The organism is uncultured Capnocytophaga sp., from assembly GCF_937936315.1.
Classification (GTDB): Bacteria; Bacteroidota; Bacteroidia; order Flavobacteriales; family Flavobacteriaceae; genus Capnocytophaga.
Genome location: NZ_CALGWU010000040.1, coordinates 67,040 through 91,078 on the forward strand (window position 1 = coordinate 67,040; position 24,039 = coordinate 91,078).

The window sequence follows — 24,039 nt, forward strand, 5'->3', positions numbered from 1 at the left end:
AATGAATATAAAAGATAATCTTGCTATTTATTTAATGCCGGGAATGGCTGCCAGTCCTAAGATTTTTGAGCGTCTGCAATTTCCGAGTAACTATCGCGTGCACTTGCTCGACTGGATTACTCCAGAGAAAAACGAGAGTTTATCACATTATGCAGGACGTATTGCTGAAGAAATAACCGAACCTTCTCCTATACTTTTGGGAGTATCATTTGGGGGTATTATCGTACAAGAAATTGCTAAACAATGCGACAACTACAAGAAGTTGATAGTTGTATCGAGTGTGAAAACACAATATGAACTGCCTAAAAAAATGCTTTTGGCGCGCTATACCAATCTGCACAAGTTATTACCTACACGCGCTATTAGCGATTTAGAATTTTGGAAGAGATTTTCATTTTCTGAAGTGCTCAGCAAACGCATTGCTCTATACGAAAAATACATCGGGATGCGTTCGCCTGCTTACCTTGATTGGTCGATAGATCGCATTGTGAATTGGCAACAAAAAGAGCCTTTACCCCGCACAATTCACATTCATGGTGATAAAGACCCTGTTTTTCCTATTCAGTATATAAAAAATGCCGTTGTAGTGAAAAACGGCACTCATATTATGATTATCAATCGGTATAAATGGTTTAACGAAAAACTAATTCCTCTATTATTTTCTTGAGAATTATCTAATTTTCAGTGTTACTATACTGATAACTGCTAAAAAGATACCTACAATGAGGAAACGCATTACGATTTTGCTTTCGTGATAACCTTTCTTCTGATAATGGTGATGCAAAGGTGACATCAAAAAGATACGTTTGCCTTCGCCATATTTTTTCTTCGTATATTTAAAATAAGCGACTTGTAATATCACCGATAAGTTTTCAATTAGGAAGATACCACAAAGGACAGGGATGAGCAATTCTTTGCGTACTGCTATAGCAATCACAGCGATAATCCCCCCTATGGTCAGACTACCCGTATCGCCCATAAACACTTGAGCAGGATAGGTGTTATACCATAAGAATCCTACCAAAGCCCCTGCAAAAGCTGCTATGAACACCGTCATTTCACCCACTCTTGGGATATACATAATATTGAGGTATTCTGAGAAGATAATATTACCCGAAATCCAAGCAAATACCCCCAAAGTCAGGACTATAATTACCGAGCTTCCCGCCGCCAGTCCATCAATACCATCAGTGAGGTTGGCACCATTAGAAACAGCTGTAACAATAAGGATAACAATAGGGATAAATATGAGCCACACATAGTGGTGATAGTTATCACCTGTCCACGCAATGAGGTCGGCATAGTCAAACTCGTTGTTTTTCACAAATGGAATAGTAGTTTTAGTAGATTTTACTTCAGGTACAACCACATTATCGGTATTGGTTTGAGCAACTACTTCAGTACGCACACGCCCGATACCTGTTTTTTCGTTTTTGATAGTTACATTGCTATTGAAATAAAGGGTTGCCCCTACGATAATCCCCAAGCCTACTTGTCCTAATACTTTGAAACGCCCTTTAAGACCTTCTTTATTTTTGCGGAAAGTTTTGATATAGTCGTCGATAAATCCAATAGTTCCCATCCACACAGTAGTAATGATGAGAAGCAGCGTATAAACATTGTCTAACTTTGCAAGGAGCAATACAGGAATGAGAGTTGCAAGTATGATGATAATTCCCCCCATTGTAGGTGTACCTGCTTTTTCATTCTGACCGCTAAGACCTAAGTCGCGCACCGTTTCACCTATCTGTTTGCGTTGTAAGAAACTGATAATACGTTTTCCATAAATAGTGGAAATGAGCAGAGAGAGCATCAAAGCCAAACCTGCACGAAATGACAAATATTTATATAATCCCGACCCTGGAAAGTCATAATATTTTTCAAGATTTTCTAATAAATGGTATAACATTTTTCAATGAACAATTAACAATTAAAATGGGGTTATTTTTTAACGTGAAATAGTACACTCCTTATTTTACTTTTTCGCCAAAAACGAAAATAACAATTATTTTGTTATAATCACAATTTCATTATCGCGTTTCTTTTTCTTCTTGCCTTCTGGAGCATTTACATCTATTTTTATAGTGTGTGCGTCTATTTTTTGAATAAAAGGATGTTTGCCTTTTATTTTCTTTATTTTATTTTCAAAAACAAGGGTATTATTGAGTTCTATGTTGAACATTTTTTTCATTTGAGCAAGACACTCTGCTTGTTCATCATCGTTTTTGGAGTCGAAAACATTCATATCAATATGTAATTCTTTACCTTCCCATTTAAAAGATGGCAATTGCAGTGGAGTGTTTTTCTGCTTTCCTTTGTCTAAAATAGTAGTGATAGAAGCGAACTGTTCAGGAGGAAAATGACTAAAACGAAGCTCAAATCCCACTTCTTTATCGTCTTTAAACAGTCCTTTAATCATAGAGCGTTTGAGCAAAGTAGCCTCTTCTTCTGAGATAGAATCCTTACTACCTATAGTTTTTTGAAAATCATATACTGATTGCCATTCTTTAGGAAACTTAGGCATATTCACATTCTTCAGGCTATTTTCACCTTGTTTTGCTTTAGCCTCCATAGCGAGCATTTCGCTCATATCTAAGGTCATATCAGTGGAAATAGTTCCATCATTATGAAAAGTAAATACATTGGTTACACTGCAAGACTGCAAGGTGATAAATGCTATAGCTAATAGAATAAATTTCTTCATTTGTTATATAAGTTTAAGAAAGCAACAAATCAAGGCGCAAATGTACAAAATAATTATGAATGACGAAAAATTTTAGGAATTAGGATTTAGAAATTAGGAAATAATTGGCAAAATATCTGTATCTTTGCCCCCTATTCAAACCGTTATGTTTCAATCTATAAAAAAAGAAGCCTTATTGCTACTGCGTGATATAGGAGCACTTATCATTCTCTTTGCAATGCCATTACTATTAGTGGTAACCATTACACTATTGCAGGACGGAGCTTTTAAGAATATCAGTGAGCAGAAAACAGCCGTTCTGTTAGTGGATAACGATGGCGGTGAAATTGCTAAAAATATCAGTAAGAGTTTAGAAGGAAGTGCTTTTCAAATGGTGAAAACGCTGGACGGCAAACCTATTGGTGAAGCTATGGCGCGTGAGCAGGTGCTGAAAGGCAACTACCTACTGGCTATTGTAATTCCTGCTGAACTCTCCTCCACCTTGCAAACTAAAGTGCAACAGAATGTAGAGACGATTATCAGCACTTTTGCAGGTGAGACTGTAACACCTACTGAAACGGCTTATACTACCAAAGAAATACGCCTCTATTTTGACCCTACTTTACAGACTTCATTTAAGGAGAGTGTGAAAAGTGGTATCGATAAATTGCTATACCAAATAGAAAATCAGTTTATTTATAAAGCCTTTGAGAGTCAGTTAGAGGAAGGGGTGCGTTTACCAAAAACAGAAGCATTAGTGAGTTTTAGAGAAATCAACCCTAATACGGCTACTGCTGCTATCCCCAACGCTACCCAGCACAACGTACCCGCGTGGGCTCTCTTTGCTATCTTCTTCATAACCATACCGCTATCGGCGAGTATTGTAAAGGAAAAAACACAAGGCACAGGACTCCGACTCTTCACGAGTCCCCTACCCTACTGGGCATTGCTCACCGCTAAAATCATTGTTTTTCTGATGATTAGCTTACTACAATTCGCCTTGATGGTAGTAATGGGCGTGTTCGTATTTCCTTACTTAGGCTTACCAACATTGGACGTGGGAGGTAAACTTTTACCCTTGTTGTTAGTCGCTATAGCCTCAGGGCTTTCGGCAATAGGATTGGGGGTACTCTTAGGGACTTTGGCAAAAACACAAGAACAATCAGCGCCTTTGGGAGCTACCCTCACGGTGCTTTTTGCAGCCATTGGAGGCGTGTGGATACCCACCTTTGCAATGCCCCACATTATGCAATTGCTTTCTAATATTTCGCCTATGAACTGGGGATTACAAGCCTTCTACGAGGTATTGGTAAGAGGCGGTTCTGCGAGTAGCTTGTTGCCTAAAATAGGCGCTTTACTGCTCTTTTTCATCAGTTGTATTCTTATCTCTATTTATTATGACAAAGCCAAAAGAAACGTATAAACCTGCGAATTTATCTGAGAGTCTTATTATTACGGTACGCTTTAGCGAAACCGACCCACTTGGCATTGTGTGGCACGGTAACTACATCAAATACTTTGAAGACGGACGAGAAGCCTTTGGGAGAAAGTACCGTATTTCTTACCTTGATGTAGAGCGCGAAGGCTATGCAACCCCTATTGTGAAGAGTGTATGTGAACACAAGAAAATGGTGCGCTATGGCGAACGCTTGCGCATTGAAACTCAATATATTCCCTCCAATGTAGCGAAACTCATCTTTCTGTATTTTATCTACAATGAAGCTAATGAGTTGGTTTGTACGGGAGAAACTGTACAAGTGTTTACTTCTCTAAAAGATAATAGCTTATCGCTATATAAACCCACTTTCTACGAAGATTGGGAGAAAAAAGTGATAAGTGACAATTGATTATTATCAAAAAAAAACAGTTTTTTCTTGTTTTTGAAGGTTATTTTTTTCTTACTTTTGGCGAAAAAACAGAGAGATTTCTCATAAAACTTTTTCTATTAACAATGAAAAATATGAAATTATAAAACTTCCTGATGGGTTATTAAAAAAAGCTAAAGAACAAGATAACCTAAAAGAATTTATAAAAACAACAAAACATCACATAAGGAATTACATCACAAAAGAAAAAGCTAATACAGATATAAATAGTTATAGAATATCTGATGATATATCAGGACCTCTTTATGATATATTTAAAAGTGCTAAAGGGGAATATGAAGTAAAAGTTATTACATTTGGAACAAGTAATACTGCATTAACCTTATTAATGCACACCGTTTGGACATATAAAATATATATTCAAGATTATAATAAGGATACAGGAGAACTCACACTTCGATACTATCTTTATGATCACTTTGGATTGGATGCTAATGATATTTTTGAACATAGGCAACAGTTTTTTCTTGACTGGTTCGTATTACAGCATTTTTATGGATATAAACCTTTTGCTACTGAGTTCTGCTTTGATGAAAAAATCATATTAAAATGAAATTTTTAAAAAACATATTATTTGTTATATTTCTAACAAAATTTTGCATAAGGTTTTGGTTGATTCTTATTCGATCTATAATGTTTAATAGTAACTTTATAAAAGATTTTTTTCTAAATCCCGATGAATTCCAAGAGTATTTTTATACTACTGATGTGATTATGAGGATAATAGGATTTTTTATAGTTTTTATAGTTATTAATCTTTTATTATTTTATCTTTTAAAATACTATATGCGGAAACAGTTTAATAAAAATAATTTTTACTTTATTTATATTTTTATTGTATTAGTATTAACAGTACCAATATTTAGCTTGCTTAAGTATGTTTTTAATTTATAAAATAGTGGGCAAATACTGCACTTTCTAACTTTATCAACTTTCAAACAAAAATCATTCTACAATGAGAACGGTTATATATTTGGAAGAATTTGTAAAAAAGGTTTATAAAAAATTAACTGACGAAGGATATGAGTCAGATAAAGATGATACACCTTCTTTTATATATTTTACTAGAACAGAGGAAAATCATCAATTTGAAATTGCACTCTGCTTTATGAGAAATAGGTTCACAACCTACGTAAACTATCGGAATCTCTTAGTTTTAGAGCAGTTGAAAGCATTAGGTATTAGCCCTTTTCACAGTGAATTAATAGGGTGTACTTTTTCTGAGATCCCAGACAAATATTCTTTTGGTAGACGTTTGACACTTGAGGAACTTAGAAAACACACTATGATACGCTATAAAGAGCCTGAGGAACTTTTTGAAGAATGGGAAGAATATTATAAAACTATTATGATACCTTTTCTCAATGAATGTTATGACATCAAAAAAGTATACAATTGGGTAGTTCAAGAAAATTTAGATTCCACTCCTATATTCTTTGATAGATGTCTTTACTTTTACTTTGTAGGAAAATTAGCAAATGTCCCTAATGAAGAACTAAAAAAATTATTCAACAAATATAGTAAAATCATTGAAAAAGATAACTTTTATGAATTTAGTGAGAAATTTTCACTTTTAAAAAATAAAGTACTAAAAGAATTAAAATGAACGAATTTATTGAAAGATTAGACTTCTACATAGAGTCTTACGATGTAGAAAAAAGGCTTTACGAAGAGGGAAAAGAATGGCGTAAAAAAGGTTATCTTACCAAAGATGAGTTTATGCAAATTTGCTTGTGGAAATCACGTCGTGCTAAAAAAAGATATGATTCCAACGATGCTGCCCTTGTAGAGAAAATCACTAGAGAAGCCTTTGCAGAAAGTGATGAGAAGAAAAAAATAGAGAAGCTTACAGAACTCAAAGGTGTAAGAATTCCGGTCGCTTCTGCAATTTTAAGTGTAACAGATAGTGATAACTATCCGATTATTGATGAACGCTGTATGCAAGCTTTAAAGACTCTTTACAAAATTGAATGGAAAGTTATTACTTCTAATAGCTGGCTTAATTATTTAGATTTTCTGCGAAAACTTGCAAAAGAACATAACAAAACAGCCCGAGAAATAGAAAAAGGGCTTTTTGCTTTCAATCGAATGGTATTAGATAAAGATTTAACAAATCTCTATTCTTGAAAACAAAAAAACTTTGTCAAAGTCCTTGGACTTTGACAAAGTGTATTGAAGTTAAAAGTGTTGTAATTATTGTTACTTTTTAAGGCGTTTGACAATAAGCTTCCCAAAGGATTTAGCGGTTTTTGCAAAGCCCTCGCCTATACGTGATTCATTGCTAAAATTATTACCAAACTGATCACCTGGAGCCTCAATAGAACGCAACTGAAATAGTTCTTTATCTTTGTTTTGTGTTTCTACAAATTTCAAGACCATTGTTACTTTGGCAGCTTGTTTCATCAATCACCCAAGCGTCCCAGCCTGGATATATCCATTGTACATCCACAATGAGAGTATAAGGGGCATCAGTAACTCCTTCTTTAAATTCAATACCTTTAGATGATGTAATAGTCTTTACCATAAGCTCTAAAAACTTGGGTTGCCAAATACCTTCTTTAGCATTTTCCCACTTCTTAAACCAAACATCACCATTTCCTTTATCTTTATTATTTAGGTATTCACGACGTTCATCTACATATTCTTTTTCGGTAACATTGTCTTTCATTAGTCGCAAATTATCGTATTTAAACTCTACATTTACGACTTTTTGATCTTTCAGAAAAGATAAATTACCTCTTTCTTCTTGAAAATCTTGGGCTGTTACAGCTAAAGTAACACATAAAAATAAGATTGCTAATAGTTTTTTTGTTTTCATATACAATTTAATTTAAGGGTTTGCGTTTATCTACAAATTTCATCGGTTTGCGACTGCCCAATGGATAGAGCTGTTGCTCAATGAGAGCTATGTCGCAGAACTCAATCTTAGGGACTACCCTTAGTTTAGCGCGAAAATGATTACATATTTGCTCACGAAGGGTTTCAGTAGGAGTTTTTGTTCCTATTTTGATAAGAATTTCATCGGTGAGGATATCATTGGTATTGATTTCTATAATGTAATTCTCTATAGCCTCAAAGCCTGTAAGCAAATCCATTAGGGCTGGCGGGTAAAGAGTAGTTCCTTTGTATTTAATCATCTGCTGTTTGCGACCCAGTACAGGGCTCACTCGTGCCGTATGTCGCCCACACTTACAAGGAGTACGATGCATCGCTACTATATCGCCTGTACGAAAACGCAACAATGGCATACCTTCCACTCCTAAAGTGGTAATCGTGAGCTCGCCACTCTCACCATCGGGTACGGGGTGACCATCGTCGTCTAATACCTCAGTGATGATGAGCTCGGGGTGGTGATGCCCTCCGTGTTGGTACTCACACTCGGTGAAAGTAGTGCTCATCTCGGTAGAAGCATAAGTGGAGTAAAGTTGCAATCCCTGCCATTTTTCGGTAATCTTTTTTGCTAAGAGCGTAGGACTAAAATCTTGATTGCGCAATGCCTCACCTATACACACTACTCCCTTTACGGAAGAAGTGCGATAATCGATACCATTCTTCTCGGCATACTCTATCATTTTCAGCACAAAGGAAGGCACTGCAATAAGGTATTTAGGTTCGTACAATCGGATAGAATCCCATTGCAATTCGGGTATTCCTGCTCCTACCCTAATGATGCTCGCTCCCATTTGGCGTATGCCTAAGAAATAAGCCAAACCTGCCATAAAACGGCGATCGATAGTAGTCATCAGTTGCACTACATCGCCCTTTTGAATGCCTGCACAAGCTAATGAGATAGCTTCGTTGTACGCCAAACGATCTAAATCCTTGTCGGTAAGACCAAAAGTAACGGGCGTTCCCATAGTGCCTGAGGTAGAAGCATAGTCTACAATAGCACTTTTAGGCACACAGAGGAAAGCGTCGTTCTCGCGTTGCAAATCGTCTTTATGGGTAGTAGGAATTTTTTGTAAATCGGCAAGGGTGCGGATATCCTCTATACGGGTATGGTGTTTACGGAAGAGATTTTGATAAAAAACCGATTTTTTATTGAGATATTGCAATAGTTCTCTCAGTTTTTCTTCTTGAAAAGCAATAATTTCGGCTTCAGATTGGGTTTCTATGGTTGGAAGCAGTGCACTCATTATTTTTATTAATAAAACTTTGCCAAAGGTTCTATGCCTGTGTGGCTAGTACCTTTGGCAAAGTGTAAGTATCTTATTTAAAAAGTCGTTTTAAGGAGTTTAAGAATCCTTTTTCTACCACATCGATACCGATACCGAAGTTGCTATCAGCCATAGTGTGATAATCTTCACGAATAGGCTCCAACTTATGTAGTGGCAATTCGATATTTGTGAGCGGATTGTACTCTACAATCACCTTACCAGAGTTTTTAGTGATAAACTTTTGAGTTTTATGGGTGAAATACTCATTTTTGATATCACACTCTTGTACGGTGTATTTTTCCTTAGTATCGATATTCTCATCGGTTTTGAGTTCAATTTCATAACGCTCGCTATCGAAGTTATGCCAAAAACTCGCATCGCTGTGCTGGTGTTCGCGAATATTATTTTTCAACACACTACCATCGTAGTACATCAAGAAACGACGACCTTCGCTATCTACAAAGTAAGGTTGCTCAATAGTTGCTTCGTACTTCACTACAAATTCGTTTTCCACCTTGTCATCCTTTACTATTTGTAAAGTTGCATCTTTGAAAATCTCGCGGAAATCTTTGCCTTTGCGGTCGTTTACATAGTTGAGTGCATAGAACAAAGAGTTGTTCCAGCTGTCCAAACGTTCGTTTTTGTTGCTCGACTTGAAGTAACCACGCATAGAATTAGCACGATTATAACGATAAGTAGTTAGCAGTTGGATTTTACCTATATTGCCTTTGGCTTCTAAAGTGATGCGTTCATCGATACAAAAATCATCGAAATAAGTAGGTTTACGCACTTGTAACTCTTGGTTAGGCAAGATTTCCATAAAGTGACAGAAAGAAATCACAGCGCGTTTCTCCAATCTACCAAACTCATTACGAGCCGTAGCGTCCACAAAGTACTCTTTTCCTTTATAGTTGATTTTCACTATCACGTGGTTGAACGAAAGCAATGAAGGAAGGTAGAACTGCATATAGTAATCGGAATTGTAGTTCACCAATACCACTGAAGCCTCTACACCTAGATAGTTGAGGATAGATTTTAACAATACACATTTAGCTTTACAGTCACCTTGTTTATTTTGGTAAGTAAGAGCAGGCGCCTGAGGTTTGTGTCCATTCATCTCATCGGCGTTGTACACGTAGTAGATATTGTTTTGCACAAACTCTATAGCGTATTGTAATTTCTCGTCGAGGGTAGCCATACTATTGAGTTTCTCCACCAAATCGGGGGCGAAATCAGCGGGTTGTGCTTTGAATACCTCTTCGTAAAGCGGATAGATATAGTTAGACAAGTCTTTCCAAGTACTATCGGTAGCGAAATCTATAAAAGGGAAGATTTCGCGGTTAGGGTCCACTGGGTTGATATAGTTTTCTTGTACTATTTCAAATGCTTCACCCTGTGCTAAGTATTTCACCTGACTTGGGATTACGTTACCTTGCTCGTCGCGGAAGAACACATCTTTATAAGCTACGCGTTTGTTGCGATTGTTGATGAGCTTGAAGTGGTATTTGCCATACGCCCAATAAGTATCGGGGGTTACATATACGTACTTCATAAAGTCACGGCGCAAAAACTCTTTTTCAGTAAACACTTTTTCTTTGGTGTCTTCCAAAATGAGGATATCGTCGAGGTGAAGGTCTTTGATTGAGAAGTTCAGCTTTTTAGAACTGCTAATAATACCACGACCACTTTGCCCTTCATTATCCAATACTTTTATAGTGGTATCGGCAGTTTTATCAATCAGCTGACCGTTGCGATACACACTAATACGATGGATGCTAAAGTACTCATTTTCCTCAAGTACCATATCGTACATAGAGGCACGTTCCAAGTTTTCGGGTTGAGTGAGGGTGTAAGCCATCAACGTATAATCGGAAGTACTATTATTATCTACTTTGCTGTATTTATGTAGGAAATAGCAGTAGTCACGTCCCTCATCAGTTTGTTCACGAGAGAAATCAGTTTCTACTAAAAGTTGTACCATTTCATTATCTGAAAGGGATTTAGCCCAATCAGGTGCTTCTGAGAAGCTGTATAGTTCTTTTTCTTCTGTTTGCACTTTTTTGTTTAGAGTTTTTAAATTAAGAGTTATGAAAGGCGCAAAGGTAATACTTTTTTACTATTTAGCCAAAAAACGCTTACGCTTCTTTCATTCCCAAGCCATTGTTGATAGCATACGCCATATTTTCGATGATGTGTTTGTGTTTGGTTACAAACGGATTGGTGGTATCCCACACATAACCTGCTAATACTGCACAGATTTTTTCTTTTACATCCTCGTTACCAGGCTGGTGGAAGAAAAGTGTTTGCAAATTACCTGTATACCACTCTCTTACATAAGAAGTAAACACATCAATACCGCGTTGCATATACTCTGTATATTCTTTTTGCCAATCTACTTTTTCTCCGGCAAGTTCGCGTTTTACCAATTTGGCTGCTAACATACCCGATTCGGTAGCAAAAGCCACTCCTGAGGAGAACACAGGATCTAAGAACTCAGTGCTATTACCTGTGAGTACAAAGCCATTGCCAAAGAGTTTTTTCACTGAACAAGAGTAGCTTTGTATCTTGTTAGGCTCAAATAGAAAATCGGAATGCTGGAAGCGCTCTCTGTAAAAATCTGAGGTTACGATAGCCTTGCGCAAAGCTTCAGTGGTATCACCGGAAGCCGATAGACTATTGATGTAGTGCGTAGGCCCTACAACTCCTACACTGGTATTGCCATTAGAGAAAGGAATCACCCAAAGCCATACTTCTCTTTCTAAAATATCAAAAGAAATGAGTGTTCCTTCTTCACCTTCAGGACGTACCTTATCTTCTTTGATATGAGTGAATATAGCCGAGTGATCGTCTAATTTAGAAGGAGAATTTAAGTCTAACAAGCGAGGCAATACACGACCGTAACCACTAGCATCGATGACGAATTTAGAGGTGATTTCATACACTTCCCCATTCTTGTCTTTTACGGTAGTAACTTGATGATCATCAAAAAACTGCACGTTCGTAACTTCGGTTTCAAAGCTAAGAGGCACGCCTTTGCGAATAATTTCTTGAGCTAAAACATTATCAAAATCGGCACGAGGCACTTGCCACGTCCAATCCCAACCTTTACCATACTTCTTACCGAAATCAAACTGACATACTTGTTCACCACGGATAAAACGGGCGCCCCATTTTACTTCGTACTTTTGGGCTTCCAAGGCAGGCATAAAACCCGCTTCGTCAAAATGATCCATCACACGCGGAATAAGGCTCTCCCCTACTACCAAACGAGGGAATTTAGTTTTTTCTACTACGCGTACTTTTACGCCATTGTTGTGCAAATAGGCAGCTGACACACATCCTGAAGGTCCTGCACCTATTACTAATACATCAGTTACTTCTTTTTTCATAAAAACTTTTTTTAAAGCTACGGGGCAAATATAGGAATTTTTTACTATTTAGCCAACAATTTTGCACTTTTTACTAAGCGTACAAATTCTTTGCGATAACCTTCTTCATCTTTGCCTATAGCACCATTAGCTAATTCTACTACTTGATCGTAAGTAGCTTGGGCTTTATTGCTATTACCACGCAGAAGGATACCAAACTCGGCTACACTAGCTGCAAAGCGAAAATCTACAGAAGTTTCATTTAAAGATTTCTTAGCAAATAACAAAGGTTCGGTTACTTCTACACTTTTGGCATCTTTTACCTTAGGGTCTTTATAACGTATTTTGAGGAATCCTAACTCATTGCCTTTACCTTTTTCGTTGAGTTCTTTTGTTTGGTAGCGGAGATTTTGAGCCACTTTACCTTCCGATGGAATGAGTTCATAGAGGGCTGTAACAGTATGCCCTGCGCCTATTTCACCTGCATCTTTCTTATCATCAGTAAAATCCTCATTAGCAAGTATACGGTTTTCATAACCTATGAGCTTATACTCTTTCACGTATTTAGGGTTGAACTCGATTTGCAGCTTCACATCTTTGGCTACGGCGAAAAGCGTACCGCTAAACTCGTTTACCAATACTTTTTTAGCTTCGGTAAGATCATCGATATAAGCGTAATTACCATTGCCTTTATCGGCTATGGTTTCGGCCATATCATCGCGATAATTACCCATACCAAAACCTAAAACTGACATATAAATACCACTTTCGCGCTGTTTTTCAATGAATTTTTCTAACTCTCTTGGATTACTAATCCCCACATTGAAATCGCCATCAGTAGCTAAAATAATACGGTTATTACCATTTTTAATGAAGTTTTTTTGAGCTTCTTTGTAAGCTAATTGAATACCATTACTACCTGACGTAGAACCACTTGCATACAGATTATCAAGTACTTTTTCTATTTTTTGTCTCTCTTTTACAGGAGTAGACGAAAGGGCTACTTTTGTACCGCTGGCATAAGTTACAATCGCCACTCGGTCAGTAGGTTTGAGCTGAGTAAGCAAGAGTTTGAAAGAAGATTTTAGCAAAGGGAGCTTGTTAGGCTCATACATTGAGCCCGATACATCAATTAGGAAAACAATATTAGAAGGTGGAGCTTGAGCCAAATCCAATTTTTTAGCTTGCAAACCAATGCGCAATAGCAAATGCTTAGGATTCCAAGGTGTAGGAGCTAATTCGGGGGTCACGCGCAAAGGAGAAGTAGCCTCCTTAGTAGGTGCAGGATAGTCGTAATCGAAGTAGTTTATCATCTCCTCTATGCGAATGGCATCTTTAGGAGGTAACTGACCATAACCTAACATACGACGCAAATTAGCATACGAAGCGCGGTCTACATCGGCAGAAAAAGTGGTAACGGGTTGTTGTGCTACTGCTACAAATGGATTTTCAGAAATCTCTTTGTAGGTTTCATTACTACGTGGTTGCTGTTGAGAAGGTTCTTCAGAATTGGCAATTTCCATTTCTTCTACTACAGCATCATACGCAGGTGGTGGGGGTGGCGGAGGTGGTGTTTCAGGCGAAGCCATTTTGTCCGCTGTAAGTTCTTCCACTGTTGTAGCAGGTGAAGGAGGTGGAAGCTGGTTGGATGAATTGCTTGAATTTCGGTGACCTTCGGGGTTACCACAAGCCGCTAATAACAAAGCTGATAACAGCATTAAAGATACATTTGTTTTCATAAGGGTAATACATTAAAAATCTTACCTTTATAAAGTCAAATGTTATGCCAAACTAAGCTTCTTCGTTGTGAATAAATCGCTTTTTAGCATAAAGTTCCTCATCAGTTTCTTGATGAGCATCATCGGGCACACAACAATCTACAGGGCATACCGCAGCACATTGAGGTTCATCGTGAAAACCTATACACTCGGTGCATTTATCGGCAATGATAAAATAAATATCATCGCTGATAGCTTGTTGAGGCTCATCGGCATCTACTTCCAATCCGCTGGGCAATACTACACGTCCTTTTAAGGCAGTACCATCGCTATAGCGCCAATCATCGGCACCTTCGTAGATAGCGTTGTTAGGACATTCAGGTTCACAAGCCCCGCAGTTGATACAATCATCTGTTATTATTATAGCCATTTTTTAGTCGTTAGTGATTAGAGAGTTAGAGGTTGGGAGGTAGGAAAGGGCGCAAAGATAATACTTTTTTGTTAATTTGCTACTTTTTGAATTTTGGTTGTACATCAAACCACAAGTCAACAAAGAGTTTCGTGCGTGCTAAACATTCGCGCAAACGAGTTTTAAATCCATTGTAGGCTGTAACATCTTGGGCATTGAAACCTATGGCTTGTACGTTATGACGTTTAGCTAAAAAAAGGGCGCGCTCGTTGTGAAAACGTTGTGAGATAACAATAAATGTATCGTTGCCAAATACTTCTTTGGCTCGCACTACCGAGTCTAAAGTTCTAAAGCCTGCATAGTCTAAGACAATACGTTCTTCGGGGATTCCTCTTGCCATTAAGGCTTGTTTCATTTCTTCGGGTTCGTTGTAGTCATTTCTATGATTGTCGCCACTCACTAAAATATATTCAATTTTCCCTGCCTCATATAGTTGCACAGCAGCCTCTATTCTATAAAGAAAATACTTATTGGGCGCCCCACTTCTTAAATAAGGATTCGTACCTAAAAGCAAACCTACTTTATGTGCAGGCACTTCAGCAACTTGAGTGTACAACAAGTTTTTAGTCTCTTTAGTTACCTGCACGTTACAAGCAATGATTACTAAGAGCAACCACAGTGATAGTAGGACTGTAACTTTCCAAAAGCGTTTGGTTTTTAAGGGTTTTAGAAAAGATTTTATTTTGTTCATTTTGTTTAGGTAAAAAAAGAGTTGTAATAAAGCCCCCAACTCACTTACTCAGCAATTGCCGACAATTCTGAAGGGGGACAATCTGTAAAGGCGATTTTCATTGTAATTCTCAATTTACTTTATTAGTTGTTTTAGAGTATATTACTTCATTTTTCTCTTTGCCATAACTTTTAAATTCTGCCGAATAATAAAACGCTACTATTTTTGCTACTGATAGTTGATTATTTTTAGCGATGAGATAAATATCATAACGATGATATCCTCCTGAAGTCCAAGTATAATTGCCAAAAGTAAGTTTTAAGAGTGTTTCACTTTTCTTTTTTTCATATATCAGTTTTTCAGGATACATAGTCTCTGTGCCAAACTCTATAAACGCAGTGTCAATAACAATAGATTGCTCATTCAATTGAATTTTTACATTTCTCAAGTTCTCTAAATTCTTTGCTAAAGCAGGTGTTAGTTTACATTTAGGCTCATCGAAGTATAATGGAGGAGTTTCTGAATAAACAGCTATTTTAAGTGTATCTTTCTGCAACTTTTTTTCTGTAATCAGAAATACAGCATAATATTTCTTCTCATCTTCTGAATAGTGATATCCTTTTTCATTAGGAATAAAAACAGTGCAATAATCTAACTTGCTTTTTATAGTTTGAGCTTGACTATAGAAAGTTATAGAGAAAAATATGATTAATAAGAATTGTTTCATCGTATTGAAATTTTCATTTGAGGTGCAAGTCTTTCAGAGTGTGTCAAAAAAGTTCTATTAGTGTGGGCGTTTGCAAAACGCCCCTACACAACATACTCTAAAAGCAATTGATTATCAGTACAATTGAATTTACCAAAAGAGCAATCTACACAGGCGATTGAGAATTTTGGCAAAGTGTAGCCACGCAAAATGTAAACAACTTCACCAAAATTTGCAATACTATATCCTTTCACTAAATAAAAACTACTCGTGTGGCTCACATTTATTTACCAGCAAAGGCTTTGACATCGTCTTCTGAGATTTCTTTACCCCCTAAGATGATAAGTCGCTCTACTACATTGCGCAATTCGCGAATATTACCCGTCCAATCTTGTTTTTGGAGGAGTTCTACCGCTTTTTTGCTAAATTTCTTAGGACTAATACCTTGTTCTTCGGCTATTTTTACTGAAAAATAATCGATGAGTAGAGGAATATCATCTCTTCTTTCATTGAGTGAAGGTACACGAATAAGAATTACTGCCAAACGATGGTACAAATCCTCGCGAAAACGACCTTCGGCTATTTCTTTTTTCAAATCTTTATTGGTTGCGGCTATCACACGTACATCTACATTGATATCTTTATCACTACCTACACGGGTAATCTTATTTTCTTGCAAAGCACGCAATACTTTGGCTTGTGCAGAGAGACTCATATCACCTATCTCATCTAAGAAAATCGTACCATTGTTAGCAGCCTCAAACTTACCTGCACGATCTTTTACCGCTGAAGTAAACGCTCCTTTGATATGCCCAAAGAGTTCACTTTCTATCAGTTCTGAAGGGATAGCTGCACAGTTCACCTCTATCATAGGGGCTTCACTGCGCTCACTCTGGTAGTGAATAGCGTGAGCTACCAACTCTTTACCTGTACCATTAGATCCCGTGATGAGCACACGCGCTTCAGTAGGCGCTACTTTTTCTATCATCTGACGGATTTGTTGCAAAGGTGCACTTTCTCCTATCATCTCATAGCTCTTGCTCACCTTCTTTTTGAGGTGTTTATTCTCTACTACTAACTTCTTCTTATCGAGAGCATTGCGTACTGTATTGAGCAAACGGTTCAAATCGGGTGGTTTTGAGATATAGTCGTAAGCCCCAAGACGCATTGCATTTACGGCTGTTTCGAGGTCGCCGTGACCAGAAATCATTACAAAAGGGATTTCAGGTTTCACCTTTTTAATCTCGGTGAGTACCTCCATACCGTCCATTTTAGGCATTTTGATGTCGCAAAGCACCAAATCGTAGTCCTCTTTTTTGAGTTTTTCTACGCCTTCGATGCCATCAACCGCCTCCTCTACTTCGTACTCTTTGCTTTCTTCTACTAATATTTTGCTGAGTACACGGCGAATAGCCGATTCGTCTTCTATGATAAGTATTTTTGCCATAATTCTAATTTGCCAATTTAGTGCGAGCTGCACGGGCATTAATTTGCCTATTTATGTGGCAAAGATAATAAAAAAATAAAAAACTCTTGACATTTTGCCAAGAGTTTTTCGCGTGTGTTTATGAAAAAGTGTATTTATTAGTTTTTAAATGTAGGTTTGAACTTTGCTTGATATGCTTGGAACTCTTGTTGGCTAGTAATGCTTTTATGTTCGTCATTTTTGAACATTTTCAAGTAGAGTTCTAATTGGGTAGGTGACATATAGCCAGTGATACCTGTAATCAAATCGTTTTTCTCGTCTAAGAACACCATTGTAGGGTATGCTTGCACTTGCAAGTAATTAGTGAGCGGGTGGAGTGAGTTGCGCGATTGAGCTCTTGCAGGATCATAATCCTTATTCTCAAACTTTTGACCTTTGTAATTTACTACTTCGTTACCTTCACCATTGAATTTCACAGCGTAGTAGTTATCATTTACATAGTTCACTAAGTCTTTGTTCTTAAAGGTGTTATTAGCTAACATTTTGCAAGGACCACACCAATTAGTGTATACATCTATAAATATTTTTTTAGGTTTTTTCTTTTGAGCAGCAATAGCTTGATCAAAAGTCATCCATTTAATTTCCTGAGCTTGAAGGGTAGCAGTTGTTGCTAAAACAAAAGCTACAATAGCGATGAGTTTTTTTGTCATAGTTGATAAAAGTTTGAAATTATTTCGTGTTTACAGATTTTCAAAAACCGTGCCAAATGTATGTTCATCGGAAGGGGTGAGGAACTGCATTGCAATGGGCAAATAGTATAAGTTTTGCAAATGAGGTTGCAGGCGCACATAGTCTTTTTCGGTAGTAAGAATACATTTGTCTTGCAATTGCTGTATTTCTTCTGAACTAAAATGGTGATGATCGGGGAAGTTTAAGTGCTGAAAATCTGCTCCTTGTTCTTTTAAATACACTAATAGAGGTTGCGGATTGGCAATACCTGTTACCAGCGTAAAAGGTTTTTTGATAAAGTTTGACAAAGAGATAGCTTCATCTTGTTTGAACACTTGTTCATCATAAGCTATAGTAGCAAAAACTATAGGGCAATGAGTCTTTTTTTGCAACTGTCTTTCAATAAAGGAACGTTCACTTTGAGACAAGGAAGTAGGACATTTGGTTACTACCACTATATCAGCTTGTTGCACTCGACTTACTACATCACGGAGTTGCCCCATTGGCAGTAGCCAATCGTTAGTGAATAACTGTTTATAAGCTGTAAGTACTATATTGATTTTTGCTTTTACGGGACGATGTTGGAAAGCATCGTCTAAAATGATTACTTCGGGAGGCTCTGGTAGTGCAAGCATCTGCTCTATTCCTTCCACCCTATTACCACATACAGCTAATATAATATTATCTTTAAATTTCTTCCAGAACTGAAAAGGTTCATCGCCTAAATCGTATACTGTACTATTTCCAGTAGCTAGTACAAAACCTTTAGATTTGCGTTTATACCCTCTGCTCAACACCCCTACTCTACACTTAGTAATCCACTGCCTGATAAGATATTCTACCATTGGACTCTTGCCTGTCCCTCCTACCGCTACATTGCCCACGCAAATAGTAGGCACCACAAAAGTATGTACTTTAAAAATACCAACGTTATAGCACCAGTGTCGCAATCGAACGATAAGACCATAGAGCAGCGCAAAGGGGAATAGCAAAGGACGAATGACGAATGACGAACGACGCATTATTAAGTTGTTAATTCTCAATTATTAATTATTTATAGTGCCTAAATATTCCTGAATCGGTGGCAGTCCAGAGGGCGTATTTTTGTCCGGCAGCGCGAAGCCCATAGTCTGCCCAAGTGTTGCAGGTATAGAGAAAGTTGTAAGTACTTTTAGCTTCGTAGAAAGCATCGGTAGTGCCATAAACGGCATTGGTGGGTATAGGTATATATTTACCTTGTGTATCTTTGTCGAACTGCTGATCAATATAGCTTACCAAACGCTTGTATTGTGCAGCTGTAAGACTTAGTTGTGCTACTTTTTCATATCCTTCACTACCGCCTAAATAGGTGGTGTGCATAGCCGAATCACTCATCCAAAAAGCAGCTTTTACTGCTGTAGAAAACTTTAAATCAGCCCAAGTAGGGGTATTGAGGTAAAAGCCTTTGTCGCCCCAACCAAAAGCCAACCAATCACCTCTCTTTTTTCCTTTGGTATCATCAGGAGAAACTTTGGTAGTCCAATCTATAAACTCATTTTGAGTAGGGAGGACTAAATCGGTATGCATTCCGTTAGAGAGAAGGTAGATGGTAATAGTTTTGGGCTCTGTAGTTTTTTCTGCAGAAATGGGAATTAATGGCAACAGCAAGCACAGTAGTACGTAAAGTACTACAAAACCTACTACAAAGAGTATGGTTTTTAGGAAATATTTTAAAAGTTTTTTAATCATAGAGAGCTTCCGAGAGTTGTAGTTTTTATTTTATGACAAATTTCTTGGATTACTTCATCAATGTCGCTGTATTGAAAATCAACAAACTTTTTAATTTTATCACCATTATAAGTGGTTACCAATCCGAGAGCATCGGCTGTTTGGAGAGTGAGGGTTCGCTTTTTGATACCCAAGAAACTTAAAAAGCCGTCTAAACGCGCCAAACGACGCAATACTTTATGTGAAATCTTTTTAGTAGGAGCTTTCACTCCTAATCCTTTGGCTATCTTTTCAAAAACTGATTGATAAGTAAGGTTAGCTGTATTTAGCACAAAACGTTCTCCCGTAACTTCGGAGAATTGTAAGGCAATCATTGCACGTACCACATCGTCTACTGCCACAAAACCTGTGCCCCCTGTGGGGTAATATTTTAGTCCGCTAGCTACTTTTTTAAACAATAAACCAGATCCTTGCTCGTAGAAATCAGCACCTAACACCACTGAAGGATTTACAATAACTACTGGCAATCCTTCTTGAGAGCCACGCCATACTTCCATCTCACCGCCGTTCTTACTGATAGCATAATCGGTATTATTTTCCTCATTATTCCAATCGTTTTCCTCGTCAATAGGTGTGTGAGGCAAGGCAGAAAGGGTAGCTACAGAACTTACATAACAGAGTTTTTTCACCTTAAAATCAATACACAAGTTTACAATATTAGCCGTTCCCTCTACATTCACTTTGAGGAGTTGAGCAAAATCTTTAGGTTGGAAAGAGATAAAGCCTGCACAATGAAAAACAAAAGTAACATTCGCAAATGCTTGTTCAAGCGCTGGAATGTTACTTATATCGGTTTGTACCCACTCAATAGAGCGGAATTGTTCCGCTCCATTGGGGGATTGTTGTATAAAAAGTTGTTCGACTTTCTCTAACGAATGGGCACTGCGATAGATAGCCCTTACTTTATGCGCCTTGTTTTGAGTAAGGTAAAAAAGCAAGCGGCTGCCAATCAGCCCTGTTCCGCCAGTTACTAAAATCATTATTTTTCGTCTAAAGGAATACGTTCGTCGATAAGTTTGAGAGCTATAGGCGAATCGTTCTCATTGTAGAATTCGAAGAGGTCGAGGATAGAGTGTACCAAACGTTCTTCTTCTAACTGTTCTTGAACAAACCATTGCAAGAAGTTTTCGGAAGCGTAATCATCTACTTGGCGTGCTTTTTTGAAGATAGCGAAGATAGATTGAGTAACTTTGATTTCGTGTTCCAAAGTTTTTTCATAAACTTCTTTAAGTGAATCAAATTCTTGTTGTACCTCACCTACTTTAGGAGCAAAAGCACGTGCGCCATTTTCGTTGAGGAAGCGGAAGATTTTCATCATATGATCTCTTTCTTCTACAGCGTGGTCATAAAAGAACTCGGCACTGCGAGAGTAGCCATTATATTCAGCCCAAGAAGCCATAGCTAAATAGAGAGAGCTTGCTTCAGCTTCTTTACTTACTTGGTCGTTCAATAGGTCAATGATTTCAGGGTGCAAACTAGTTTGCGATCTGGTGTACTTGTGTTTTGTCATTTTAATAAATTGTTTTTAAGTTTTTTTAGTGGGTGCAAAGATAGTAATTATTTGCTAAATACGGACAAAAGAGTTGTAATTTAGACGTGTTCTTCCAAATACGCCTTTCGCACTTTTTTGAAGAGTTCCGATGAATACACGAAATCAGTAACGGCTTCATTGTCTGTACGGAAAATAGTATCTTTAGAACCTTCCCACTCTTTGTATCCATTTTTCAAGAAAACAATCTTAGCCCCTATTTCCATTACGGAGTTCATATCGTGAGTATTGATTACAGTAGTGATATTGAACTCTTGGGTAATTTCCTGAATAAGGTTATCTATTACGATAGAAGTTTTTGGATCGAGACCTGAGTTAGGTTCGTCGCAGAACAAGTAGTTAGGATTATTTACAATAGCGCGAGCAATAGCCACCCGTTTTTGCATACCTCCAGAAATTTCGGAAGGCAATTTGTTTTCGGCATTTACCAAATTCACCCTGCTGAGCACTATATCAGCGCGTTCACGGATTTCATCAGCTGATTTTTGGGAAAACATCTTCAAAGGGAACATCACATTTTCAAGCACCGTCATCGAGTCAAATAAGGCACTACCTTGAAATACCATTCCCATTTTTTGGCGGAGGGTTACTTGTTCTTTGCGTTTCATATCGGCGTACTTTACCCCATCGTAGATGATATCACCTGAATCGGGGGTGAAGAGTCCTAAGAGTGATTTGAGGAATACTGTTTTTCCTGAACCACTTTGCCCAATAATAAGATTTGTTTTGCCTTTTTCAAATACGGTGGAAATGCCTTTCAGCACTTCAGTTCCATTGAAAGATTTATGTAAATTTTCTACTTGTATCATAGTTCAGCCGAGGCTACCACAGCCTCTTTATTTATCTTTTTCACCAAACCTTGTAGTACTTTACCAGGTCCTACTTCAATAAATTCGGTAGCGCCATCAGCAATCATTTGTTGTACGCTTTGTGTCCATTTCACAGGAGCGGTAAGTTGCTTGATAAGGTTGGTTTTGATAGCATTTTCATCGCTTACGGCTGTAGTGGTTACATTTTGATAAACAGGGCATAACGGCTTGTGGAATGTTGTTTGTTCAATTGCTGCAGCTAATTCTTCTTCAGCAGGTTTCATCAGTACTGAGTGGAATGCACCACCTACGGGAAGAACAAGAGCGCGTTTAGCGCCTGCTTCTTTCATCTTTTCGCAAGCCGCTTCTACTGCTTTGAGTTCGCCTGAAATCACCAACTGACCTGGGCAATTATAGTTGGCAGGAGTTACAATCCCATCAATTGTTGCACAAAGTTCTTCCACTTTGGCATCCTCTAAGCCCAATACGGCAGCCATTGTACCAGGTTGTAATTCGCAAGCCTTTTGCATTGCAGCTGCACGTTTGGCTACTAATTGCAAGCCATCTTCAAATGAGAGGGTTCCATTGGCTACTAAAGCAGAAAATTCACCTAATGAATGTCCTGCGACCATTTGAGGAGCAAAATTTTTACCAAGCACCTTGCTAAGGATTACTGAGTGCAAGAATATAGCAGGCTGGGTAACTTTGGTTTGTTTAAGGTCTTCATCAGTACCACTGAACATTATATCGGTAATAGAGAATCCAAGAATGCCATTAGCCGCTTCAAAAAGCGCTTTAGCTTCAGCAGATTTTTCATATAAGTCAAGCCCCATACCTACAAATTGGGCTCCTTGACCAGGGAAGATGTATGATTTCATTTATTTATTTTTATAAGATTGAAAGTACAAAGATATTACTTTTCTATAAGAATGCCAAATATTTGCGTCAAAATATCTTTAGCAACTTCTTCTTTAGTTTTTAAAGGAAAACTGATTTGTGTTTCTTTAGTAATAAAAGTAACTTTATTAGTATCGGTACCAAAACCTGCCCCCGCATCACGCAAGGAGTTGAGTACAATGCCATCTAAGTTCTTTTTCTCTAATTTAGCTTGGGCATTAGCTTCCTCATTTTCAGTTTCTAAAGCAAAGCCAATGAGTGTTTGAGTAGTTTTAATCTTACCTAAAGACGCCAATATATCGACGGTAGGGAGTAAGGTTAGACTGAGATTACCGCCTTTCTTTTTAATTTTTTCGGGGGCTACAGTTTCAGGAGTATAGTCGGCTACAGCTGCGGCGAGGATAGCGATGTCACAAGTAGAAAATTCGGTTACAGCAGCTTCGTACATCTGTTGAGCGCTTACCACCCGATGTAAATGAATTTGTGAGTGAATATTCTTTTCAGAAGATGGTCCTAACACTAAATGTACTTCAGCACCTTGTCGTACGGCTTCATTAGCAAGAGCAATCCCCATTTTGCCAGAGGAGAAGTTTCCTATAAATCGCACGGGGTCGATAGCCTCATAAGTAGGACCAGCGGTGATAAGTATTTTTTTACCCTTAAGAGGAAGATTTTCGGAAAGTGTATTTTCTAAAAACAGAACTATATCTTCGGGTTCAGCCATACGTCCCTGCCCTACAAGTCCGCTAGCAAGTTCGCCATAAGTTGCGGGAATAATGTGATTGCCATAAGATGCTAATTTCGCTAAATTCTCGGTAACCGTAGGGTGAGCATACATATCCAAATCCATTGCAGGAGCAATGAATACAGGTGCTTTAGCGGAGAAATAAGTAGCCAATAGTAAGTTATCACATATCCCGTGAGCCATTTTAGCAATGGTATTAGCCGTAGCAGGAGCGATGAGCATTGTATCAGCCCAGAGTGCTAACTCCACGTGGCTATGCCAATCACCCTCGGGAGATGAAAAACTCGTAAGCACCTGATTTTTAGATACTGTACTGAGAGTAAGAGGTGTTACGAACTCCTTTGCATTTTCGGTAAGGATAACCTTTACATTGTGTCCTTTTTTAGTGAGCAAACGCACCAATTGAGGCGTTTTGTAGGCGGCAATTCCTGCTGTAATACCAAGTACTATATTCATAATT

24 protein-coding genes and 1 pseudogene are annotated in these 24,039 nt (G+C 37.9%); 6 read left to right on the forward strand and 19 right to left on the reverse strand.

The window, feature by feature from the left end:
- Nucleotide 1 precedes the first annotated feature (1 nt).
- Nucleotides 2–667, forward strand: a complete 666-nt coding sequence (locus Q0162_RS07285; RefSeq protein WP_297890708.1) for an alpha/beta hydrolase — start codon at nucleotides 2–4, stop codon at nucleotides 665–667.
- Nucleotides 668–670: 3 nt separating this feature from the next.
- Here the strand turns inward: Q0162_RS07285 and mraY are convergent, their stop codons facing one another.
- Entirely contained in the window at nucleotides 671–1,909 is a 1,239-nt protein-coding gene (mraY, locus tag Q0162_RS07290) for a phospho-N-acetylmuramoyl-pentapeptide-transferase (RefSeq protein ID WP_297890710.1), read from the reverse strand.
- 96 nt (nucleotides 1,910–2,005) lie between these two features.
- A complete protein-coding gene (locus Q0162_RS07295) occupies nucleotides 2,006–2,704 on the reverse strand; it encodes a hypothetical protein (protein WP_297890711.1) in 699 nt (232 codons plus the stop codon).
- 145 nt (nucleotides 2,705–2,849) lie between these two features.
- Here Q0162_RS07295 and Q0162_RS07300 point away from each other — a divergent pair, with 145 nt between their 5' ends.
- From Q0162_RS07300 to Q0162_RS07315, 5 genes are all read left to right on the forward strand, one after another.
- Nucleotides 2,850–4,106 carry an ABC transporter permease gene (locus Q0162_RS07300; protein ID WP_297890713.1) on the forward strand — a complete coding sequence of 419 codons (1,257 nt, stop codon included), beginning with the start codon at nucleotides 2,850–2,852 and terminating at the stop codon, nucleotides 4,104–4,106.
- Nucleotides 4,081–4,530, forward strand: coding sequence for a thioesterase family protein (locus tag Q0162_RS07305; protein ID WP_297890714.1), 450 nt, complete (start codon nucleotides 4,081–4,083; stop codon nucleotides 4,528–4,530). The genes Q0162_RS07300 and Q0162_RS07305 overlap by 26 nt, the downstream gene beginning before the upstream one ends.
- 328 nt (nucleotides 4,531–4,858) lie before the next feature.
- On the forward strand, nucleotides 4,859–5,122 hold the full coding sequence (locus tag Q0162_RS13290) for a DUF3289 family protein (protein WP_315039218.1): 264 nt from the start codon (nucleotides 4,859–4,861) through the stop codon (nucleotides 5,120–5,122).
- 402 nt (nucleotides 5,123–5,524) lie between these two features.
- A complete protein-coding gene (locus tag Q0162_RS07310; RefSeq protein ID WP_297890715.1) occupies nucleotides 5,525–6,175 on the forward strand; it encodes a hypothetical protein in 651 nt (216 codons plus the stop codon).
- A complete protein-coding gene (locus Q0162_RS07315; protein WP_096088808.1) occupies nucleotides 6,172–6,696 on the forward strand; it encodes a hypothetical protein in 525 nt (174 codons plus the stop codon). Before Q0162_RS07310 ends, Q0162_RS07315 begins: the two co-directional genes overlap by 4 nt.
- 72 nt (nucleotides 6,697–6,768) lie before the next feature.
- Here Q0162_RS07315 and Q0162_RS07325 read toward each other — a convergent pair.
- The 17 genes and pseudogenes from Q0162_RS07325 to coaBC all read right to left on the reverse strand — a co-directional run bounded on the left by Q0162_RS07325 (nucleotide 6,769) and on the right by coaBC (nucleotide 24,035).
- A pseudogene (locus tag Q0162_RS07325) lies at nucleotides 6,769–7,387 on the reverse strand (hypothetical protein).
- Nucleotides 7,388–7,394: 7 nt separating this feature from the next.
- Nucleotides 7,395–8,705: a phenylacetate--CoA ligase family protein gene (locus tag Q0162_RS07330; protein ID WP_297890718.1), complete on the reverse strand. Its 1,311-nt coding sequence runs from the start codon at nucleotides 8,703–8,705 to the stop codon at nucleotides 7,395–7,397.
- A 73-nt stretch (nucleotides 8,706–8,778) separates the two neighbouring features.
- Nucleotides 8,779–10,782, reverse strand: a complete 2,004-nt coding sequence (locus Q0162_RS07335) for a hypothetical protein (RefSeq protein ID WP_297890719.1) — start codon at nucleotides 10,780–10,782, stop codon at nucleotides 8,779–8,781.
- A gap of 79 nt (nucleotides 10,783–10,861) precedes the next feature.
- Nucleotides 10,862–12,115 (reverse strand): NAD(P)/FAD-dependent oxidoreductase, encoded by a 1,254-nt coding sequence (locus tag Q0162_RS07340; protein ID WP_297890720.1) that lies wholly within the window; start codon nucleotides 12,113–12,115, stop codon nucleotides 10,862–10,864.
- 44 nt (nucleotides 12,116–12,159) lie between these two features.
- Nucleotides 12,160–13,833 carry a VWA domain-containing protein gene (locus tag Q0162_RS07345; RefSeq protein WP_297890721.1) on the reverse strand — a complete coding sequence of 558 codons (1,674 nt, stop codon included), beginning with the start codon at nucleotides 13,831–13,833 and terminating at the stop codon, nucleotides 12,160–12,162.
- 52 nt (nucleotides 13,834–13,885) lie between these two features.
- Nucleotides 13,886–14,242, reverse strand: coding sequence for a 4Fe-4S binding protein (locus tag Q0162_RS07350; RefSeq protein WP_002677354.1), 357 nt, complete (start codon nucleotides 14,240–14,242; stop codon nucleotides 13,886–13,888).
- Nucleotides 14,243–14,321: 79 nt separating this feature from the next.
- Nucleotides 14,322–14,972: an ElyC/SanA/YdcF family protein gene (locus Q0162_RS07355; RefSeq protein ID WP_297890722.1), complete on the reverse strand. Its 651-nt coding sequence runs from the start codon at nucleotides 14,970–14,972 to the stop codon at nucleotides 14,322–14,324.
- A 109-nt stretch (nucleotides 14,973–15,081) separates the two neighbouring features.
- The gene (locus tag Q0162_RS07360) at nucleotides 15,082–15,678 is read right to left on the reverse strand and encodes a hypothetical protein (RefSeq protein WP_095902200.1); all 597 of its coding nucleotides are present in this window, start codon (nucleotides 15,676–15,678) and stop codon (nucleotides 15,082–15,084) included.
- Between the two features lie 262 nt (nucleotides 15,679–15,940).
- Nucleotides 15,941–17,104, reverse strand: coding sequence for a sigma-54 dependent transcriptional regulator (locus Q0162_RS07365; RefSeq protein ID WP_009414234.1), 1,164 nt, complete (start codon nucleotides 17,102–17,104; stop codon nucleotides 15,941–15,943).
- Between the two features lie 137 nt (nucleotides 17,105–17,241).
- Nucleotides 17,242–17,793: a thioredoxin fold domain-containing protein gene (locus tag Q0162_RS07370; RefSeq protein WP_297890723.1), complete on the reverse strand. Its 552-nt coding sequence runs from the start codon at nucleotides 17,791–17,793 to the stop codon at nucleotides 17,242–17,244.
- A 30-nt stretch (nucleotides 17,794–17,823) separates the two neighbouring features.
- Nucleotides 17,824–18,834 (reverse strand): tetraacyldisaccharide 4'-kinase, encoded by a 1,011-nt coding sequence (gene lpxK / locus Q0162_RS07375; protein WP_297890774.1) that lies wholly within the window; start codon nucleotides 18,832–18,834, stop codon nucleotides 17,824–17,826.
- Between the two features lie 28 nt (nucleotides 18,835–18,862).
- Entirely contained in the window at nucleotides 18,863–19,540 is a 678-nt protein-coding gene (locus Q0162_RS07380; RefSeq protein WP_297890724.1) for a TIGR02117 family protein, read from the reverse strand.
- A complete protein-coding gene (locus Q0162_RS07385; protein WP_297890725.1) occupies nucleotides 19,537–20,559 on the reverse strand; it encodes an NAD-dependent epimerase/dehydratase family protein in 1,023 nt (340 codons plus the stop codon). The genes Q0162_RS07380 and Q0162_RS07385 overlap by 4 nt, the downstream gene beginning before the upstream one ends.
- The gene (locus Q0162_RS07390) at nucleotides 20,559–21,089 is read right to left on the reverse strand and encodes a ferritin (RefSeq protein ID WP_040360619.1); all 531 of its coding nucleotides are present in this window, start codon (nucleotides 21,087–21,089) and stop codon (nucleotides 20,559–20,561) included. Before Q0162_RS07390 ends, Q0162_RS07385 begins: the two co-directional genes overlap by 1 nt.
- Nucleotides 21,090–21,169: 80 nt before the next feature.
- A complete protein-coding gene (locus tag Q0162_RS07395) occupies nucleotides 21,170–21,937 on the reverse strand; it encodes an ABC transporter ATP-binding protein (protein WP_297890726.1) in 768 nt (255 codons plus the stop codon).
- Complete coding sequence (gene fabD / locus Q0162_RS07400) at nucleotides 21,934–22,815, reverse strand: ACP S-malonyltransferase (RefSeq protein WP_297890727.1); 882 nt, start codon at nucleotides 22,813–22,815, stop codon at nucleotides 21,934–21,936. The genes Q0162_RS07395 and fabD overlap by 4 nt, the downstream gene beginning before the upstream one ends.
- Before the next feature lie 35 nt (nucleotides 22,816–22,850).
- A complete protein-coding gene (gene coaBC, locus Q0162_RS07405) occupies nucleotides 22,851–24,035 on the reverse strand; it encodes a bifunctional phosphopantothenoylcysteine decarboxylase/phosphopantothenate--cysteine ligase CoaBC (protein ID WP_297890728.1) in 1,185 nt (394 codons plus the stop codon).
- Nucleotides 24,036–24,039: the final 4 nt, after the last annotated feature.

Coding starts and splice junctions, on each gene's coding strand:
- Q0162_RS07285 (WP_297890708.1), top strand. CDS start 2: ATGAATATAAAAGATAATCTTGCTATTTATTTAATGCCGGGAATGGCT.
- mraY (WP_297890710.1), bottom strand. CDS start 1,909: ATGTTATACCATTTATTAGAAAATCTTGAAAAATATTATGACTTTCCA.
- Q0162_RS07295 (WP_297890711.1), bottom strand. CDS start 2,704: ATGAAGAAATTTATTCTATTAGCTATAGCATTTATCACCTTGCAGTCT.
- Q0162_RS07300 (WP_297890713.1), top strand. CDS start 2,850: ATGTTTCAATCTATAAAAAAAGAAGCCTTATTGCTACTGCGTGATATA.
- Q0162_RS07305 (WP_297890714.1), top strand. CDS start 4,081: ATGACAAAGCCAAAAGAAACGTATAAACCTGCGAATTTATCTGAGAGT.
- Q0162_RS07310 (WP_297890715.1), top strand. CDS start 5,525: ATGAGAACGGTTATATATTTGGAAGAATTTGTAAAAAAGGTTTATAAA.
- Q0162_RS07315 (WP_096088808.1), top strand. CDS start 6,172: ATGAACGAATTTATTGAAAGATTAGACTTCTACATAGAGTCTTACGAT.
- Q0162_RS07330 (WP_297890718.1), bottom strand. CDS start 8,705: ATGAGTGCACTGCTTCCAACCATAGAAACCCAATCTGAAGCCGAAATT.
- Q0162_RS07340 (WP_297890720.1), bottom strand. CDS start 12,115: ATGAAAAAAGAAGTAACTGATGTATTAGTAATAGGTGCAGGACCTTCA.
- Q0162_RS07345 (WP_297890721.1), bottom strand. CDS start 13,833: ATGAAAACAAATGTATCTTTAATGCTGTTATCAGCTTTGTTATTAGCG.
- Q0162_RS07350 (WP_002677354.1), bottom strand. CDS start 14,242: ATGGCTATAATAATAACAGATGATTGTATCAACTGCGGGGCTTGTGAA.
- Q0162_RS07355 (WP_297890722.1), bottom strand. CDS start 14,972: ATGAACAAAATAAAATCTTTTCTAAAACCCTTAAAAACCAAACGCTTT.
- Q0162_RS07360 (WP_095902200.1), bottom strand. CDS start 15,678: ATGAAACAATTCTTATTAATCATATTTTTCTCTATAACTTTCTATAGT.
- Q0162_RS07365 (WP_009414234.1), bottom strand. CDS start 17,104: ATGGCAAAAATACTTATCATAGAAGACGAATCGGCTATTCGCCGTGTA.
- Q0162_RS07370 (WP_297890723.1), bottom strand. CDS start 17,793: ATGACAAAAAAACTCATCGCTATTGTAGCTTTTGTTTTAGCAACAACT.
- lpxK (WP_297890774.1), bottom strand. CDS start 18,834: ATGCGTCGTTCGTCATTCGTCATTCGTCCTTTGCTATTCCCCTTTGCG.
- Q0162_RS07380 (WP_297890724.1), bottom strand. CDS start 19,540: ATGATTAAAAAACTTTTAAAATATTTCCTAAAAACCATACTCTTTGTA.
- Q0162_RS07385 (WP_297890725.1), bottom strand. CDS start 20,559: ATGATTTTAGTAACTGGCGGAACAGGGCTGATTGGCAGCCGCTTGCTT.
- Q0162_RS07390 (WP_040360619.1), bottom strand. CDS start 21,089: ATGACAAAACACAAGTACACCAGATCGCAAACTAGTTTGCACCCTGAA.
- Q0162_RS07395 (WP_297890726.1), bottom strand. CDS start 21,937: ATGATACAAGTAGAAAATTTACATAAATCTTTCAATGGAACTGAAGTG.
- fabD (WP_297890727.1), bottom strand. CDS start 22,815: ATGAAATCATACATCTTCCCTGGTCAAGGAGCCCAATTTGTAGGTATG.
- coaBC (WP_297890728.1), bottom strand. CDS start 24,035: ATGAATATAGTACTTGGTATTACAGCAGGAATTGCCGCCTACAAAACG.